This window comes from Frankia sp. CcWB3, from assembly GCF_977927595.1.
Genome location: NZ_CDWRCK010000048.1, coordinates 3,977 through 20,995 on the forward strand (window position 1 = coordinate 3,977; position 17,019 = coordinate 20,995).

The following is a 17,019-nucleotide window of genomic DNA, read 5'->3' on the forward strand; positions in this document are numbered from 1 at the left end:
GACCGCCGACCATGGCGTACACCTGGTCGGCGACGGAGAAGACCAGGTCGACGTCGTGGTCGACGATCAGGATGCCGACCCCGTCGTCGGCGGTCTGGCGCAGCAGCTGCGAGAACCTGGCAGTCTCGTCGTTGTCCAGGCCGCTGGCGGGCTCGTCGAGCAGCAGGATGTCCGGCTGGGCGCACAGCGCTCGCGCGAACTCGACCAGCCGCAGGGCACCGGTGGGCAGCGTGCCGGCGATGGTGTCCCGCAGGTCGGACAGGCCGAGAGAGCCGAGGGTCTCCTCGACGAGGCGGCTGACGTGTCCTCGGCCCTTGGACGCCACGCCCAGCAGGCCGCCGGCATAGTCCCGGTGCCGGTTCTCCGCGCCGACAAGCAGGTTGTCCGCGACCGTGAGGGTGGGGAAGAGCGAGGGAACCTGGAAGGTCTGCACCAGACCACGCCGGGACCGGATGTCTGGCCGCATTTTCGTGATGTCGCTCTTGTCGAGCAGGACCTTGCCCTCGTCGGGCTGCTCGACCCCGGTCAGCAGGCTGAACAGCGTCGACTTCCCGGCACCGTTCGGGCCGATAAGACCGGTGATCACGCCCTGGGGGGCGACGAGGTCGACGTGGTCGACCGCGGTCAGACCGCCGTAGCGGCGGACCAGGCCAACGGCCTGTAGCACGTGCCGACTCATACCCGGCCTCCGTCCCGCAGGGAGGTCGCCGCCGCGGGTCCCGAACCCCCCTGCTCGTGGCCCACGTGACCCGGTGAGGTGGGGTAGACGTCGGCGGGCAGGCCACCGCCCTCGCCGCGGGGCGCGGGGGTCACCAGCGGTGCGTCGCCCGACCGGGCCGCATACTCCTGCACCAGGGTCAGCAGGCTGGCCCCGAATGGGGTCGGCTGCGGCGAGCCCGGTGGCAGCACGGGCGAGGAGCGGCCCGGGGGCCAGCTCGCGGATGGCCTGGGCCGGGCGGCCCCCAGGGGCGCGCCGATCCCGGGGATCCCGGAGATCCCGGTGATGCCAGTGGTCGCCGGCAGGTATCCGACGGCGGAGATGCGCACCGGCACCGGGCGCGGTGCCCGATGGTTGGGATCGACGAAGCCGTCCGCGAGGTGGAGGGCGAGCAGCCGCAACAGACCCCGGACGGCCGAGGCCAAGCCGCCGGGCATCCAGCCGAGGGCGAGGGCGAGGATGCCGATGGCGAGGATCGAGGACCCGGCCGGCGCCAGCACGTCGATCGTGACGATGAACGCCGCGGCGATGATCGCGCCGGCCGCGCTGTCGGCGCCGAAGACGACCACGGCGGTGAACCACAGCAAGCTCTGCAACGGTGCGAAGTCGTCGGCGGAGAACGAGTAGCTGCTGTGCACCAGCAGCGCACCGCCCAGCCCGGCGACGACGGAGGAGACGGTGAAGGCCAGCAGCTTGAGGTTGCGGACGTCGACCCCCACCGCCGCCGCACCCTCCGCATGGTCACGCACGGCGAGCAGCGCCCGACCGAGCCGACCGCGATGCAGATTACCCACGAAGAACAGGCCGAGGCCCAGGCAGGCCAGTTCAAGGACGTAGAACGCCTCGTCGGGCAGCTCCCAGCCGAAGAACGTCAGCGGGTCGAGGTAGAGGCCGGTCGCGAAGGTCGGCTGCTCGAAGACGAAACGGCTGACCACGGCGCCGACCGCGAAGGTGGTCAGCGCCAGGGTGAGGCCGCGGCGGCGGATCGCCGGGTAGCCGGTGATCAGACCGATCGGGGCGACGAGCAGGGCACCGATGAACATCGACGTGACGCCCGGCAGCTTCGGCAGTCCGAACAGGTCACCGTTGGCGAGCTTGAGTGACAGCAGCGCCCCGAGGCCCGCGTATCCGGCCGAGCCCAGGGAGAGCTGGCCGCTGTAGCCGGTGACGATGACCATCGACAGGAAGATGAGAGCGAGCGCCGGCACCATGAACGCCGAACGCAGATCGGACGGGGCGAAGGTGAGCGGTGCGAGCAGCAGCGCGGCACCGCCGAGCTTGCCCAGAAAGTCACGGCGGGCCTTGGTCTGGCTGGCCGGGCCCGCCGGCGGTGCGCCGCGGCTGGAGAAGCTGGCGGTGGTCCCGGAGTCGCCGGTGCCGAGCTCGCGCAGCTTCGGCACCGCGAGCAGCAGGACCAGCAGGGCGACGATGAACAGGTTCGACTGCAGGACGGTGAGGATCTGGCCCGCATCACCGTCGAGGGTGAACTGCTTGAGTTCGCTCTGCAGGACGGCAATGCCCAGGGCAGTGAGGACGGCCACCGGCATGCTCGACAGCCGGGCCGCCACCACCACCGCGAAGGTCTCCAGCACCAGCAGGGTCAGCCCGTACGGGGTGAGTTGGAAGCGGGGGGCGAGCAGGATGCCGGTGAGGCCGGCGAGCGTAGTCCCCGCCGCCCAGCCGGCCGCGGCGACCCGGTCCGCGCGAACACCGGACAGCTCGGCGAGCTGCCGGTCGTCGACAACCGCGCGGATCTGGCGGCCGAACACCGTGCGGGTGGCGATGACGCCGATGACCGCGCAGAACACCACGACCATCGCGAGCTCGGCCAGCGCGTCGACACCGATCCGGGTGTCACCGAACAGCTGCACCGACGAGTTCGGGAAGATGCTCGGTGCGTCGCTACGCGAGCCCAGACCCCAGATGCCCGCCGTCATCCCGAGGGTGAGGACCAGCACGCCGAGGCTGGCAACCAGGGATTCGGCTGCCGATGCGCGGCGACGGGCCAGCGGCCGGAAGACCAGCCGCTCCAGCAGCAGGCCGATCCCGGGAGAGAGCACGGCGAGCGCGATGACGGCGGCCAGCCAGATCGGCAGCCCCCACTCGACCACCATCTCGCGGAAGACGTACGCCACCAGCATGGCGATGCCGCCCTGGGCCAGGTTGAGGACCCCGTTGGTACGGTAGGTGACCAGCAGGCCGATACCGGACAGGGCTGCGATCGCCCCGAGGGAGATCCCCGCCAGTCCCAGGTCGATGCTGGTCACCGGGCACTCCCTGGGAGCCTGCCGCCGCCGGCCGTCCGGTCGCCGCCGTCCGCCGGGTCACATGTGATCACGGAACTGCTCGCCTTCCGCGCCGTGGCATCGTGGAAAGGCAGGCTCTGTCAGGCGTGCTGGCCGGGTGTGGTGGCGTTCGTGGCGGGTGCCTGGCCGCCTCCGGGGTCCGTCGCGGCGAAGCGCGAGTTCTGCTGGTGCGTGGCTGTTGTCTGCTGGTACGAGCCTGTCTGCTGGTACGAGCCCTGGGGGCGGGTGGCCGGCTGACCGGCCTCGGGTGCGGCACCCGCGACCGCCGCCGCGATGATCAGTGAGTGTAGGTCGTCGACCTGGCCGGCGGTGTGGGCCTGGGCGGCCTGAGCGGCGTCGAAGCGGTCGGCTACCAGCAGCGCACTTCCTACCAGGATGAGTGCCAGCCCCCCGAAACCGCCGGAGACCACGTAGGGTAGTTGGAAAGCGACGTCCGTCTCCTTGGAGACGCCCAGGTAGCAGCCGAGCAGAAGTACGCCGCCGGCGGCCATCACCACCCATCCGCGCAGCGCGCGGACCACGTCGGCTACCAGGCGCGATGTGGGCCGCGGGTTATCGGTCCCAGCGGTCTGCTCGTCCACTTTCGTCTCCCCCAAGGAGCATGTCGTCGGTCGTGCGGGCGGCGCGGTCGTGCCGGCGGCGCCCGCGCGTGGAGCCCGCCCCCGAGATGATCCGGGTCACGACACAGACGTCAGATTAGTGTGCGGAGATGAACAGGTGCTCCGTCGGGTGGCCTGCGGCTGTTCCCGGCGAGCTCCGGCGGCACGGGAAGCTCCGTCGCATTAGGTATACGAGGATAGGCCGGCCGATGGAAGGCCTTACGAAGTATGCCTGCCTGCAACCAGCCTGCTACTTTATGTTGGCTGGCGGGTGGCCCTCGGGCCAGGAGAAAGAGCCGGGAGGGATGCCCGCCGGAGCCTGCCGCACCGCGGGCCACCGCGGGGCCGGTGTGGGCTACCGCGGGGCCACCGCAGGGTCAATGTGGGGCCGGTGTGGGCCACCGCGGGGCCGGTGTGGGCCCCGCGGGGTCTCAGGTGATGCTCGGAGCGATCCGCTGGCGTGGCGGCAGGGCGGCGGCCCCGGCCGGTGTCGGCCCCCGGCCCCAGCGCCACACGTCGGCGACGATGCGGTCGATGCTCGACGCCGGAGAACTCCAGCCGAGATCGGCGCGGATCCGGGTGCTGTCACCGATCAGCGTCTTCGGTTCGGAGACCGGCGGACAGTGGACGCGGCGGACCGGGCGCCTAGCGACCCGGCCGACCGCGGCGAGCACGTCAGTGACACTCACCCCGACGCCGCTGCCCACGTTGAACACCGCGTAGTGCCCGGGCGCGCGGCGACCAGCGCCGTCAGGTAGGCCGTTGCCATGTCCACGACGTGGACGTACTCCCGCAGCGCGAGGCCGTCCCCATTGACCCGGAACACATCCCGGCACCCGCTCGCCACGGCGATCGCCGCCGGGATGATCCGGCTGCCGTCGCGGTCGATGTGTCCCGCGACGGCACCCGCGACGTTGAAGGAACGTAGGATCACCGCGCCGAGCAGCCCGGTGCCGGCCTGGTGGGACAGCAGCCGCTCGGCGGCGAACTTGGAGGTTCCGTAGGGGTTCACCGGGTCGGGTGGGCAGGTCTCCGGGATCCGCGCGAGGTCGACGTTGCCGTAGACCGCGCAGGTGGATCCGAAGACGAACGCGGGTGCGACTCCGGTGTGCTCGGCGCCCTCCTCCAGGGCAGCCAGCAGGTTGATGGTGCCGGTCAGGTTCGTCTGGAAGTAGCGCACGGGATCCAGCCGCGACTCCCGCACCCGGGTCAGGGCCGCGAGATGGCATACTCCCTCGAATCCTCGGCTGACTCCCGCCGCGGCCAGCTGGCGGGGATCGAGCAGGTCCGCGGCCACCACCTCGATATCGGGGGCGAACCGCGGCGTGGTCATCGGCTCGCGGACCATCGCCGTAACTTGGTGCCCGGCGGTGGCGAGCATGTCCGTGACCACTCCGCCGATGAAGCCGGCCGCGCCGGTGACAAGGACGCGCACGTCCGGGATCAGGATGCGGCCCGCACGCGCATCCCGAGGAGGATCTCCCGGTGGCGCCAGGCGAGTTCCAGGCAGGCGGCGGCCGACGGGGCGATGGGCTCGGTGTCGACGAGACGGCGCAGTGCCGAGTGGGTGAACGGGATGCCCTCGGTCACCGACCGGTTCGGACCCGCGGTGACGACTGATCCCTCGGCATTGGTCTGGACCATGCTGCCGAACAGCCGGTCGAAGGCGTCGGCGTCCACCACGACGACGGTGAGGATCTCGCCGAACAGGGTGAGCGCGTCCAGCCCGATCCCGAAGTACGACACCCGCATGGCGCCGGACCGACGCGCCTGCTCGAACGAACGGAACGGTTCGTCGGTGTCATAGCCGATCGGGCTGGACGAGCTGCCGTCGTGCTCCGGGTTGCCCAGCAGCTCCTCGCTCAGCTCACGCATGATGTTGCGCCACAGGTCGAAGTCGGCCTCATGGTGGAACGGGGTGATGTCCGACGGCTGGAAGACCCCGGCCGGGATGACGTGGTACACCTCGCCCGCGGTCGCGACCGAGCCCGCGCTGCGCCGGTGCAGGAAGAAGCTCGCCTGACCGCCGCGATCGTGGCGGATCGTGAGCGTGTTGATGGACGGCAGGGCCGCCCGCCGGGTGAAGTCGAACGGATCTCCGATGCGCGCCCGGAAGGGCAGCGCGGGCCAGGACAGTCCGCTGCCGGCCATCGCGGCCGCCGTCTCGTGTGCGACGGTCTCGCAGATGTCAACGGCGTCGAAGTACGTCGTGTGGGCGAAGCTCAGCGACGGATGGTTGTCCGTCGACGGTCCCGCGGTCCCGTCACCGCCGATATCGAGCAGGCGGAAGCTGAGCCGGTTCTCGAACAGAGTCGGCCGGTCGAGATCCCGCATCGCCCGCGTGTAGCGCTGGTAGCGGTTCTGCTGACCGCCTCCACCAAGCAGGGGCCGGCTACCGGCCGTCTCGGGTTCGTCCCCCCTGATCGTGGGGGCCTCGGCGCTATCGTGCCACTCAAGGGTGACATCGTCGATGTCCACCGGGGTGTCCCACACCCAGCCGGGCCGGGCCAGTAGCCCGCTGCCGAGCCGGTCGGTTTCCGGGTAGAGCCGCACCGCCGCGCGGGCGAGGCTGATCCGATGGTGGTTGAGATGATCGCGGGTGAGCCGCCACGCGCGTTGGCTCGCGGCGGCCTGCTCGGCCGCCGGACTGTGCGGCGCAGTCTCCCGGCGACGGTCCGTCATCGATCCCGGAGCCAGGCCGACGTCCTCGGGGGACAGCGCCAGATTGCGGGCGATGTGACGGAGCGTCGAGATGTCGTGGATAGCCCGCCGGCCGCTCTCCACCTTGGATACGTAGGACTGGTCGAAGCCCAGACGGTCGGCGAGCTGCTGCTGCGTGAGGCCGTGGGCCTGCCGGTACGCGCGTAGGAGTTGGCCCACACCAACGCTGGTGGGAGTAGAACGCGGCGGCGTCCATAGCCAAGTGTGACCGGTCACCCGCAACCCTCTCGTCCGACAATCGTGTTACGCGAAGTGAGCATAACGAGCCGGGCATCTAGGGGACGTAATGAAGTAACAAATACGTGATCGAGAGCATCATCGCAGGTCACAGGCCTGTGGAGGGTTCGAAACGCGCAAGTTATTTCATTTCGACTCCCTAGGGGTGCAGTGACATAATTCGAACATCTCGTGTGGGTGTAATTTTGCGGCTTCCAGCAACATCCCCGGTGCCATGTGTTATGCGAGGGCGTTCCCGTCGAATGTATGTTCATTGGTTGGGAAGTCCGTCCGCGAGGTCGAGAACGATCACAATGATGATCAGGAGGAGTATCCAGCGGAAGAAGCCGATACGACTCCAGACCTCGCGCGCGATGCTCCGGCCCGCCCGGCCGCCGAGCACCAGCAGTGCGAACAGCGCCCCGCCGACAGTGACGAGGAAGATCCCGGCATTGCTGTGGTCCACGGTCAAGACGATCGCACGCCGACCCCGGGGATCCCCGGGGGTCCCCGGAGAGCGTTTCTGTTCGGGTTGCGACCGAAGGTGACTGACCGTTCTCGCAGTCATCCTCCCCGTGCTCGCCGTCGGGCCGGTCGGGGTTGCGCTGATCGGCCTGGTACTGATCGGCCTAGTGCTGATCAGCGTGGTCACGTCGAGGCTCTCCCGTGTGCTACTGAAGGTCGATGGAACGTGTAGTGTAGGCCGTGTGGGAATCGACGCTTACCCGCCGCCAGACCAACATGCACTGTCAGGTCAGCGTGCCCAGGCGGGATGAAGGCACTCCCTTTCCCTGCCCGCCAAATCGCCGGCCGGCGCGCATCGGAGCGTGCTCGTCCCTACCGTGTTCCGGATGTCGACGGCACTCCTGACCGATCACTATGAGTTGACCATGTTGCGCGCGGCGCTCCGGTCCGGCGCGGCGGATCGTCGTGTGGTCTTCGAAGTCTTCACCCGATCATTGCCGCCGGGTCGCCGTTTTGGTGTGTTCGCTGGCACCGGCCGGCTGCTCGATGCGCTGGCGGACTTCCGGTTCGGGCCGCCCGAGCTAGCCGCTCTGTGGGCCGCCGATGTCATCGACGAGGTCACGGCACAGTGGCTGGCGGACTACCGCTTCGGCGGCGACATCCATGGCTTCGCCGAGGGCGAACCGTTTTTCGCCGAGACGCCAGTGCTCGCCGTCGAGGGCACCTTCGCTGAGACCGTGCTGCTCGAGACACTCGTGCTCGCCATCCTCAACCACGACAGCGCGATCGCGGCCGCGGGGGCCCGGATGGTCGGGGCGGCCGGGGACCGGCCCTGTCTCGAGATGGGATCCCGGCGCACCCATGAGGCCGCCGCCGTGGCCGCCGCCCGCGCGGCCTACCTCGTGGGTTTCGCAGCCACGTCGAACCTGGAGGCCGCCCGAGCGTACAAGGTCCCCAGCGTCGGTACCAGTGCGCACGCCTTCACACTCGTCCATCCGAGTGAGGCTGAGGCGTTCGCCGCGCAGGTCGCCACCCTCGGTGTCGGCACGACGCTGCTCGTCGACACGTACGACGTCCCCGCGGGGGTCGCCGCCGCCGTCGCGACGGCGGGCGCCGAGCTCGGGGCTGTCCGGATCGACAGCGGGGACCTGGGTCGGGTCGCCGGCGCCGTCCGCGCGCAGCTCGACAGCCTCGGTGCGACCAGAACACGGATCATCGCGACCGGGGATCTGGACGAGCACGCCATAGCCCGGTTGGGCGATGCCCCGGTGGACGGCTACGGTGTCGGTACCAGCCTGGTCACCGGTGCGGGTGCGCCCACCGCGGGGTTCGTCTACAAGCTGGTCGAGGTCGACGGCGAACCCGTGGCGAAGAGGTCGGTCGGCAAGAGCACCCGTGGGGGGCGCAAGCGGGTCATCCGCCGCCATGACCTCAACGGCCGTGCCGTCGCTGATGTCATCTTTCCGAGCCCGCCGGGCTCGCCGCCGGCCCCGGACTGCTTGTCCGCGCCGTCCGCGCCGTCCGGTCCGTCCGGTCCGGGGGTGGGTCCCTCTGGCTCCGGGGACGCGCTCCCCGCGTCGCTGCGACCGCCCGACCCGGCCCGGGACCGGGACCTGTTGCGTCCGCTGGTGAAGGCCGGTGAGCCGGTTGGTGGCCTGACCGGGCCGGCCGGCACCCGGCGCGCTCGCGAGCACCATCGTCTGGCCCTCGCGGCCCTTCCCCCCATCGCCCGGGAGGTGGGCTACGGCCCGCCGTGCCTGCCCGTCGTCCACGCGGAGGGCCGTCCCTGAGCCGTCCCGGGCCGTCGGGCGGCGTCGCCCGCTGAGGTGCCGCTTTCGGCGGGAGGTCGAGGAGGGACCCGTGTGCATCGGCGCGGGGATGGCCAGACTGGAGGGGTGGCGCCCGCCTCTCCACCGAACCGGATCCGCGGTCCGTTGGACGGCGAGGGCGGGCGGCATGACGCCGTCATGCCGCCCGCCCTCGCCGTCAGCGTGGACGTGGTTCTGCTGACCCTGCGCGCCGGTCGGCTCTGCGTCCTGGTCATCCGCCGGGACGATCCCTCGTTCGGCGGATGCTGGGCGCTGCCCGGTGGTTTCGTCGACCGCGACGAGGATCTCGACGCCTCGGCCCTGCGGCAGCTCGCGGCCGAGACGGGCGTCACGACGACCGGTCACCTCGAGCAGCTGCGGACCTACGGCGGCGCGCACCGCGACCCGCGTGTTCGGGTGGTCAGCGTGGCCTACCTGGCCCTGCTGCCGAACCTCCCGCAGCCGCCGCCCGGCCGGGACGGACCGCGGGCCCGCTGGTGGCCGGTGGAGGACCTGGACTCGACCGACGGCCCGACGCTGGCCTTCGACCATCCGCGGATAGTGGTGGACGGCGTGGAGCGGGCCCGGGCCAAGCTGGAGTACACTCCGCTTGCCGCCGCTTTCTGCGAGGACCAGTTCACCTTGGCCGACCTGCGCCGCGTCTACGAGGCCGCGTGGGGCGTCGCGTTGGACCCGCCGAACTTCCGCCGCAAGGTGCTGTCCACGCCGGGATTCGTCGTGCCGCTGGGCCAGCGCACCTCCCCGCGCGGTGGCGGTCGGCCCGCCGAACTGTATCGGCGTGGCTCGGCGACCGCGCTGCACCCGCCGCTGCTGCGCCGGTCCGTCTGAGGACATTCCTCCAGGCCGGTCGCGCAGTTGTCGCCCGCCGCGGCCGGGGGGTCCGGGTCGGCCGCGGCCAGCCACTCGACGATGCCCGCGACGGCGTCCCGGCAGGTGCCGCATCCAGTGGTCGCCCGGGTACCGGTGACGATCGCCGGCAGGTCACGTGCCCCGTCCAACCAGCAGCGGGTGATCCCGCCCTTGGTCACGTTGTTGCACCGGCAGATGGTGACCCGGTCGGGCAGGGTCGCCGGACTGTCGGTGACGGTGACCTCGGTCCGGGCCGGGAACAGCAGGCTACGCCGGTCGGCCGGCACCGGAGCCTGCCGGTCGAACAACTGCGCCACGGTCCCCACCGTCGGGTTGTCACCGAGCATGATCGCGCCCACCAGTCGGTCCCCGCGGATCACCAGCTTCTTGAAGGTGCCCCGGGTGACATCGACGAACTGCAGCACCTCGGCGTCCTCGTCGAACTCGTCCACGTCGACCTCGCCCATGGTGGCGAGATCCACTCCCGGCGCCTTGAGCCTGGTCACGGGCCGGGCGCCGCTGTAGCGCGCGGCGGGGTCGGCGCCGGTGACAAGGTCAGCCACCACCCGGACCTGGTCCCACGCCGGCGCCACCAGTCCCTGCACCGTCCCGTCGTGCTGCGCGCAGTCACCGACCGCGAACACGGCCGGATCGGCGGGGGAGCGCATCTGATCGTCCACCACGATCCCGGCTTCGACCGGCAGGCCGGCCGCCGCGGCGAGGCCGGTCACCGCCACGACGCCGGTCGAGACCACCAGCAGATCGGCGTCGAGCACCTCGTCGCCGGCCAACTCCACCCCGGTGAGCCGCTCGTCGCCATGGATCCGGACGACCCTGGCCTCGAGCCGGGACCGCACCCCGAGTCCGGCCAGCGTCCGGGCCAGCACCTGTCCGGCCCGCCGGTCGAGCTGGCGGTTCATCAGGTGACCCGCGGCGTGCAGGACCGTCGTGTCCAGACCGCGGCGGACCAGGCCGCGGGCCGCCTCCAGGCCGAGCAGGCCGCCGCCGAGCACCACCGCGCGGGTGGCCCGTTCGGCCTGGGTGAGGATGCGCCGGCAGTCGTCGAGGGTGCGGAACGCCGCCACTCCGGGTAGCAGCGTCCCATCCGGTCGGGTCAGTCCTTCGATCGGTGGCAGCCACGCCCGGCTCCCGGTGGCGAGGATGAGTACGTCGTAGGCGACGACGCTGCCGTCGCCGGCCGTGACGGTGCGACGCGTACGGTCGATGTGGTGTGCCACCACGCCGACCCGGACGTCGACCAAGGCGCGCGGGGGCGTGTCGCCGCCGCTGTGGCCGCCATCGCTGTGGCCGCCGCCACCGCTGTCGCCGGACGTCGCATGGTCGACCAGGGTGATGTCGGCCAGATCCGCCTTTCCCGACAGGACGTTCGACAGCAGGATGCGGTTGTAGGCGGGATGCGGTTCCTCCCCGAACACGGTGATGATCAGGCTGGGGTCTCGGGAACGAGGCTCACTGATCATCCGGGAGCCCGCCATCCCATGCCCCACGATGACTATGCGGCGCGGCCCGGAGGCCCCTGTGAAGTCCGACGGGGGTGCGGAGTCGTGCATCATGGTCCGGGGTCTTGCGGTCATCACCGTTGGTGCCTTCCGCTCGGTCGGCTGCGGCCCGTCGACATGGCTCGGACGGGTTCGGCAGCCCCGACCGTTGCGGTGGGGACGGACCCGGTGGCATGCCGATCGTCGCCCGGGTGGCCGATCGGGTCGTCGTCCGGGTCCTCGAGCGGCTCGACCGCGACCGCGCACACCTTGAACTCGGGCATCCGGGACGTCGGGTCGAGCGCGTCGTTGGTCAGAGAGTTCGCCCGTCCGGCCCCGGCCCAATGGAAGGGCAGGAAGACGGTGTCGAACCGGAGGGTGTCGGTCAGCCTCGCCGGCACCTCGCAGGTGCCTCGTCGGCTCGTGACCCGCACCGGCGCCCCCTCAGCGATCCCGAGCCGTTCGGCGAGGTCGGGATGGATCTCGACGAAGGGTTCCGGCGCGGCGTCGACGAGGGGTCCGATCCGGCGGGTCTGCGCACCGCTCTGGTAGTGGGCCAGCACGCGTCCGGTGGTCAGGTAGTAGGGGTACTCGGGGTCGATGTCCTCCGCCACCGGACGGTGCTCGACCGGCACGAGCCGAGCCCGTCCGTCCGGGGTGGCGAAGCGGTCCAGGAACATCCGGGGGGTGCCCGGGTGCGTCTCGTCCGGGCAGGGCCAGAACACCCCGTCCAATGCGGTGATCCGCTCGTAGCTGATGCCCGCGTAGTCGGCGATCCCCCGGCGCTGGCCCGGCGCAGCTCGTCGAAGACCACCCGTGGTTCGTCGGGGAATCGCTCGGCGTGGCCGAGTCGGGCGGCGAGCGCCGCGATGATCTCCAGGTCGGTGCGTACCCCCGCCGGAGGAGGCCGCAGCCGTTCCCGCCGCAGTACCCGACCCTCCAGATTGGTCATCGTCCCCTCCTCCTCCGCCCACTGGGCGGTCGGCAGGACGACGTCGGCCATGGCCGCCGTCTCGCTGAGCACGAAGTCGGCGACGACGAGCAGGTCCAGGGCGGCCAGCCGCGAGGTGATCCGACGGGCCCGGGGGGCGGAGACGGCGATGTTGCTGCCGAGGATGAGGAGCGCCCTCGGCCCCTGCGGCGTGCCGAGCGCGTCCAGCATCTCGTAGGCGCTGCGGCCCGGACCGGGGATGGTCGTCGGGTCGACGCCCCAGATCCGACCGATGTGCTCCCAGGCCACCGGATCGGTGATCTTGCGCTAGCCGGGAAGCTGGTCGGCCTTCTGCCCGTGTTCCCGGCCGCCTTGCCCGTTGCCCTGGCCGGTGAGACAGCCGTAGCCCGACCCGGGGGTGCCGGGCAGCCCCAGTAGGAGGGCGAGGTTGATGAGCGCCGTGACGGTGTCGGTGCCCTTGCTGTGTTGTTCGGCACCGCGGGCGCTGAGCACCATCGCCCGTTCGGCCTGGGTGAGCAGGCCCACGGCGGCGTACTGGTCTGCCACCGGCACTCCGGTGATGCGCTCCACCCGTTCGGGCCAGTAGGAGGCGAGTACTGCTCGCAACTCGGCGAGGCCCGTCGTCCGAGCGGCGAGGAAGTCGTGGTTGGCGTACCCCTCCGTTAGGGCGATGTGGGCCAGCCCGTTGGCCAGGGCCAGGTCAGTTCCCGGGGTGATCTGCAGATGCAGGGCCGCGGCGCGGGCGGTGGCCGTCAGGCGCGGGTCGACGACCACGAGCGCCCCGCCGTTCTCCCGCTGGCGGGTCAGGTACTGTATGAACGGGGGCATGGTCTCGGCCGCGTTGCCGCCGACCATGAGGACGGCCCCGGCGTGCGCGATGTCCTCCAATGGGAAGGGCAGGCCCCGGTCCAGCCCGAACGAGCGGATGCCCGCGGCGGCCGCCGACGACATGCAGAACCGGCCGTTGTAGTCGATCGCGGAGCTGCGTAGCGCCACCCGCGCGAACTTGCCCAGGGCGTAGGCCTTCTCGTTGGTCAACCCGCCGCCGCCGAAGACGCCGACCGCGTCCGGGCCGTGTTCACGCTGGAGGCGGATGATCCCCGCAGTGATGCGGTCGAGCGCCTGCTCCCAGCTCACCGGCTCGAGGGGGGCGTCGCGTCGTGGCCGCATCAGCGGGGTGGTGAGCCGGTCCGCGGCGGTCAGCAGTTCGGCGGAGGTCCACCCCTTCTGGCACATCCGGCCCCGGTTGGTGGGGAACTCGCGGGCGAGCACGGTAACCGGCCCCGGAGACCTTCCGCCTGCTGGTTCCGGGCCGTCGTCCTTTCCGGCGCTCTCCGGGGTGGCGCGCAGCACCATTCCGCACTGCAGGGCGCAGTATGGGCAGTGTGTCGCCACCTCGGCAAGGGGCGCGGCCGGCACCGGCATGGTCGTGGTCACGCACCGAGCGTGCGGCGAGGGGGTGTCTCGGTCGGGTCGGAGCCGTTTCGCGGCGGCAAAGTGGTTCTGATCCTGGCCGTCTCCCCGATGTGCGGCCCCCCGATGTGCGGCCGCGGCCCCGACGATGCCACCCCGCGGCACTCGGTCGTCTCCCGGAGTTGGGCCGCCTTCTGAGAGGTGATCGCCGGCCACGGCACACGACCCGTCGAGGAGAACTGTCGCGGGAATGGCGTAACAATAGGCAGCGTGTCTGTCGCCGCCGTGTCGCCTCTCGATGTCGAGGAAGTCGACGAGACCCTCGATGACGATCGGCCGTGGGTCACCATTGTCTGGAACGACCCGATCAATCTGATGTCATACGTGACGTATGTCTTCCAGAAGCTCTTCGGCTACAGCAAGCCGAAGGCCACCGAACTGATGCTCGACGTCCATCACAAGGGGCGGGCTTCGGTGGCCGTCGGCACCAGGGAGGAGATGGAGGCCAACGCCGAGCGCCTGCACGCCTACGGCCTGTGGGCCACGATCGCCCAGGACTGACCCGACCAGTAACCCGACCGGCGGGGTGTCCCGGCCCGGCCGGTCGGCCTCGGCCGCCCGGAGCAGCCCATGCGGCATGCCCTGGGTAGGCTGGCCGCGTCCGTGGTCGGACGGTTCAGACGGTCATGTGGGGCGGTCGTCCCGGGCGCACCGTCGCCGGGAGCGTGGGAGCGTGGGAGCGTGGGAGTGGGGGAACGGAGGGACGTGGCTGACGGCTTCCGCCGCACGCGTGCCGGGATCGAGCTGCGCCTTCCCCGACTCGAGGCGGCGTTGCTGATCGAGCTTGTCGGCCAGATCGAGTCCCTGCTCGAACCGCCGCCGGTCGAGGATCCGCTGGAGGCGCTGGTGGGGCTGCGTGACACCGCGCCGCCGCCGCCGGACGACCCGGCGATCGCTCGTCTGCTTCCCGACCCCTACCCGGACGATCCGATGGCCTCCGGGGACTTCCGCCGCCGCCGGACGGACGATCTGCTCGCCCGCAAGCGCGACGCCGCTCGGCGGGTGCTGTCCGCTGTGCCAGCGCCCGGGAGGGTGCTCCTGCTCGACGAGGAGGCCGCTCAGGACTGGCTGACGACGCTGAACGACCTCCGGTTGGTGCTGGGAACCCGGCTCGGCCTCACCGACGACGACTCCACCGCGGAACTTGAACACCTCAACCCGGACGATTCCCGCCGACCGCTCGTCGCAGTCTACGCGTTCCTGACCGAACTGCTCGACGATCTGACCCGAGCTCTGGGGTAGTCGCGGGCGAGATCGGCCCGGACCGCCCCTTCGGCGTCGTACGGTAGGCTCGTGCTGCGAATGGACCGTGCCTGCTATGAGGCGATCGTCGCTCATGCCCGCCGTGATCATCCCGACGAGGCCTGTGGTATCGTCGCCGGTCCCCTGGGGTCGGACCGGCCGGAGCGGTTCATCCCGATGGAGAACGCGGAGCGCTCGCCGACCTTCTACCGCTTCGATCCAATGGAGCAGCTCAAGGTGTGGCGGGAGATGGACGACCGGGACGAGGAGCCCGTCGTCATCTACCACTCGCACACCGCAACCGAGGCGTACCCGTCCAGAACCGACATGTCCCTCGCGGCCGAGCCGGGCGCGCACTACGTGCTGGCCTCCACCCGGGAGCCGGGCGTGACCGAGTTCCGATCTTACCGGATCGTCGACGGCGTGGTCACCGAGGAGCCGGTGGAAATCGTCTGAGACGGCCTGGCGTTGCAGATGACGCGGCGACGGACGATGACGCGGCGACGGACACGGTTCGGGAAGGGACACGGTCCGGGAAGATGGTGACTGCGGAGCCTTGGCACCTACGACTCGTCCGCTTGTCCGCCTGAGGTAGAACCCGCTGACGTGACACCCCCGCCCATCCGGGCGGCGCCACCGCCGAACCCGGCCGGTGGCACCCGCGAAAGGAGCACCATGGCAGTCCAGGTCCGTGTGCCGACGATCCTGCGTACCTACACGGGAGGTTCGAAGCTGGTCGAGGGCACGGGCGACACGGTCGCCGCGCTCTTCCTCGATCTCGATTCCCGGTATGCCGGGCTGCGGGGCCGGCTGGTGACCGGTGACAACGGTTCCGAGCTGCACCGCTTTGTCAACATCTACGTCAACGACGAGGACGTTCGTTTCCTCGGCGGTCTCGACGCCAAGCTCAGCGACGGCGACGAGGTCACCATTCTTCCTGCCGTCGCCGGCGGCTCCGTCGACGCCGGGGAGTTTCCGGGCAGCGCCGAAGTTCCGGGCAGTGCCAAAGTTCCGGGCAGCGAGGGGCCGGCCGTGGTGTCGCCTGGCATGTCGCCCGGGCAGCACTGACGCGAGCGACGGGTCCCGACTCATGCGTTTCTCCTCCCTGGCCGACTCCGTCGGCCGGACCCCGCTGGTCGGGCTTCCGCGACTGTCGCCGTCGCCGGATGCCCGGCTGTGGGCGAAGCTGGAACAGGACAACCCGACCGGTTCGATCAAGGATCGGGCGGCGCTGTGGATGATCGCCGACGGCGAGAAGCGCGGTCTGCTCACTCCGGGCGCGACCGTGCTCGAACCGACGTCCGGTAATACCGGGATCTCGCTGGCCATGGCCTGTCGTCAGCGGGGCTACCGGCTGATCTGCGTGATGCCGGAGAACACCTCGATCGAGCGCCGTCAGCTCCTGCAGATGTGGGGCGCCGAGATCAGGTTCTCGCCCGCAGCCGGCGGATCGAACGAGGCGGTCGCCGTCGCGAAGCGGCTGGCCGCCGAGAACCCCGACTGGGTGATGCTCTACCAGTACGGCAATCCGGCGAACGCCCAGGCGCACTATGAGACGACCGGGCCGGAGATTCTCGAGGACCTGCCCGAGATCACGCACTTCGTGGCGGGCCTCGGCACGACCGGAACCCTCATGGGAACCGGCCGTTACCTCAAGGAACGGGTGCCGGACATCTCGATCGTCGCGGCCGAACCGCGCTACGGCGAGCTGGTGTACGGGCTGCGCAACATCGACGAGGGGTTCGTTCCCGAACTGTACGACCCGTCGGTGCTCACCTCGCGATACTCGGTCGGTCCGCGGGAGGCGCTGCGTCGTACCCGCGAGCTGGTGCAAGAGGAGGGCATCTTCGCCGGGATCTCCACCGGGGCCATCCTGCACGCGGCGCTCGCGCAGGCCGAGCGGGTGGTAAAGGAGGGCAAGTCGGCCGATATAGTCCTGATCGTCTGTGACGGTGGCTGGAAGTATCTGTCCACTGGCGCCTACGCCGGCACCCTCGAAGAAGCCGAGGCCGCCCTGGAAGGGCAGCTGTGGGCCTAGCCCCGCATGGCGGCTTCGCCGCAATGCGGGGGCCCCTGGCGTAGGGCGCCGTTCGGGGTTTCCGTCAGCTCGCCTTCGGCGAACTTCCTGGGGGAGCCGTCGGGGGTGGTTG

The 17,019-nt window shown here is 70.7% G+C and carries 14 protein-coding genes and 2 pseudogenes; 7 read left to right on the top strand and 9 right to left on the bottom strand.

Features of this window, described 5'->3' with window-relative positions:
- From ACY5KJ_RS06040 to ACY5KJ_RS06070, 7 genes are all read right to left on the bottom strand, one after another.
- Positions 1–679, bottom strand: a 679-nt coding sequence (locus tag ACY5KJ_RS06040; RefSeq protein WP_462202956.1) for an ABC transporter ATP-binding protein, incomplete at its 3' end; no start/stop codon positions are given.
- The gene (locus ACY5KJ_RS06045) at positions 676–2,985 is read right to left on the bottom strand and encodes an ABC transporter permease (RefSeq protein WP_462187786.1); all 2,310 of its coding nucleotides are present in this window, start codon (positions 2,983–2,985) and stop codon (positions 676–678) included. The genes ACY5KJ_RS06045 and ACY5KJ_RS06040, both read right to left, overlap by 4 nt.
- A 119-nt stretch (positions 2,986–3,104) precedes the next feature.
- Positions 3,105–3,605: a transporter gene (locus ACY5KJ_RS06050; protein WP_462202957.1), complete on the bottom strand. Its 501-nt coding sequence runs from the start codon at positions 3,603–3,605 to the stop codon at positions 3,105–3,107.
- Between the two features lie 449 nt (positions 3,606–4,054).
- Positions 4,055–4,312 carry a hypothetical protein gene (locus tag ACY5KJ_RS06055; protein WP_462187784.1) on the bottom strand — a complete coding sequence of 86 codons (258 nt, stop codon included), beginning with the start codon at positions 4,310–4,312 and terminating at the stop codon, positions 4,055–4,057.
- Entirely contained in the window at positions 4,309–5,058 is a 750-nt protein-coding gene (locus ACY5KJ_RS06060; protein ID WP_462187783.1) for an NAD-dependent epimerase/dehydratase family protein, read from the bottom strand. Before ACY5KJ_RS06060 ends, ACY5KJ_RS06055 begins: the two co-directional genes overlap by 4 nt.
- Positions 5,059–5,066: 8 nt before the next feature.
- The gene (locus ACY5KJ_RS06065; protein WP_462187782.1) at positions 5,067–6,560 is read right to left on the bottom strand and encodes a helix-turn-helix domain-containing protein; all 1,494 of its coding nucleotides are present in this window, start codon (positions 6,558–6,560) and stop codon (positions 5,067–5,069) included.
- A gap of 271 nt (positions 6,561–6,831) precedes the next feature.
- Positions 6,832–7,026: a hypothetical protein gene (locus tag ACY5KJ_RS06070; protein WP_462187781.1), complete on the bottom strand. Its 195-nt coding sequence runs from the start codon at positions 7,024–7,026 to the stop codon at positions 6,832–6,834.
- 385 nt (positions 7,027–7,411) lie between these two features.
- On the opposite strand from ACY5KJ_RS06070, the gene ACY5KJ_RS06075 reads away from it, so the two are divergent.
- Both ACY5KJ_RS06075 and ACY5KJ_RS06080 read left to right on the top strand, forming a co-directional pair.
- Entirely contained in the window at positions 7,412–8,815 is a 1,404-nt protein-coding gene (locus tag ACY5KJ_RS06075) for a nicotinate phosphoribosyltransferase (protein WP_462202958.1), read from the top strand.
- A 105-nt stretch (positions 8,816–8,920) separates the two neighbouring features.
- Positions 8,921–9,682, top strand: coding sequence for an NUDIX hydrolase (locus ACY5KJ_RS06080; RefSeq protein ID WP_462187780.1), 762 nt, complete (start codon positions 8,921–8,923; stop codon positions 9,680–9,682).
- Between the two features lie 86 nt (positions 9,683–9,768).
- Here ACY5KJ_RS06080 and ACY5KJ_RS06085 read toward each other — a convergent pair.
- A pseudogene (locus tag ACY5KJ_RS06085) lies at positions 9,769–11,298 on the bottom strand (FAD-dependent oxidoreductase); the annotation flags it as partial.
- Positions 11,298–13,579 (bottom strand): annotated as a pseudogene (locus ACY5KJ_RS06090) (molybdopterin oxidoreductase family protein). The pseudogenes ACY5KJ_RS06090 and ACY5KJ_RS06085, both read right to left, overlap by 1 nt.
- Before the next feature lie 258 nt (positions 13,580–13,837).
- Between ACY5KJ_RS06090 and clpS the strand changes: the two are divergent.
- The 5 genes from clpS to ACY5KJ_RS06115 all read left to right on the top strand — a co-directional run bounded on the left by clpS (position 13,838) and on the right by ACY5KJ_RS06115 (position 16,907).
- The gene (gene clpS / locus ACY5KJ_RS06095) at positions 13,838–14,128 is read left to right on the top strand and encodes an ATP-dependent Clp protease adapter ClpS (protein WP_462187854.1); all 291 of its coding nucleotides are present in this window, start codon (positions 13,838–13,840) and stop codon (positions 14,126–14,128) included.
- Between the two features lie 204 nt (positions 14,129–14,332).
- Positions 14,333–14,869 (top strand): DUF2017 domain-containing protein, encoded by a 537-nt coding sequence (locus ACY5KJ_RS06100; RefSeq protein ID WP_462187855.1) that lies wholly within the window; start codon positions 14,333–14,335, stop codon positions 14,867–14,869.
- 51 nt (positions 14,870–14,920) lie between these two features.
- Positions 14,921–15,325: a M67 family metallopeptidase gene (locus tag ACY5KJ_RS06105; protein WP_462187856.1), complete on the top strand. Its 405-nt coding sequence runs from the start codon at positions 14,921–14,923 to the stop codon at positions 15,323–15,325.
- A gap of 219 nt (positions 15,326–15,544) precedes the next feature.
- Entirely contained in the window at positions 15,545–15,937 is a 393-nt protein-coding gene (locus ACY5KJ_RS06110) for a MoaD/ThiS family protein (protein WP_462187857.1), read from the top strand.
- Positions 15,938–15,959: 22 nt separating this feature from the next.
- Positions 15,960–16,907 (top strand): PLP-dependent cysteine synthase family protein, encoded by a 948-nt coding sequence (locus ACY5KJ_RS06115; protein WP_462187858.1) that lies wholly within the window; start codon positions 15,960–15,962, stop codon positions 16,905–16,907.
- Positions 16,908–17,019 lie beyond the last annotated feature (112 nt).

Bases quoted from the DNA above. Each gene is read 5' to 3' on its own strand.
- ACY5KJ_RS06075 (WP_462202958.1), top strand. From the start codon at position 7,412: ATGTCGACGGCACTCCTGACCGATCACTATGAGTTGACCATGTTGCGC.
- ACY5KJ_RS06115 (WP_462187858.1), top strand. From the start codon at position 15,960: ATGCGTTTCTCCTCCCTGGCCGACTCCGTCGGCCGGACCCCGCTGGTC.
- ACY5KJ_RS06110 (WP_462187857.1), top strand. From the start codon at position 15,545: ATGGCAGTCCAGGTCCGTGTGCCGACGATCCTGCGTACCTACACGGGA.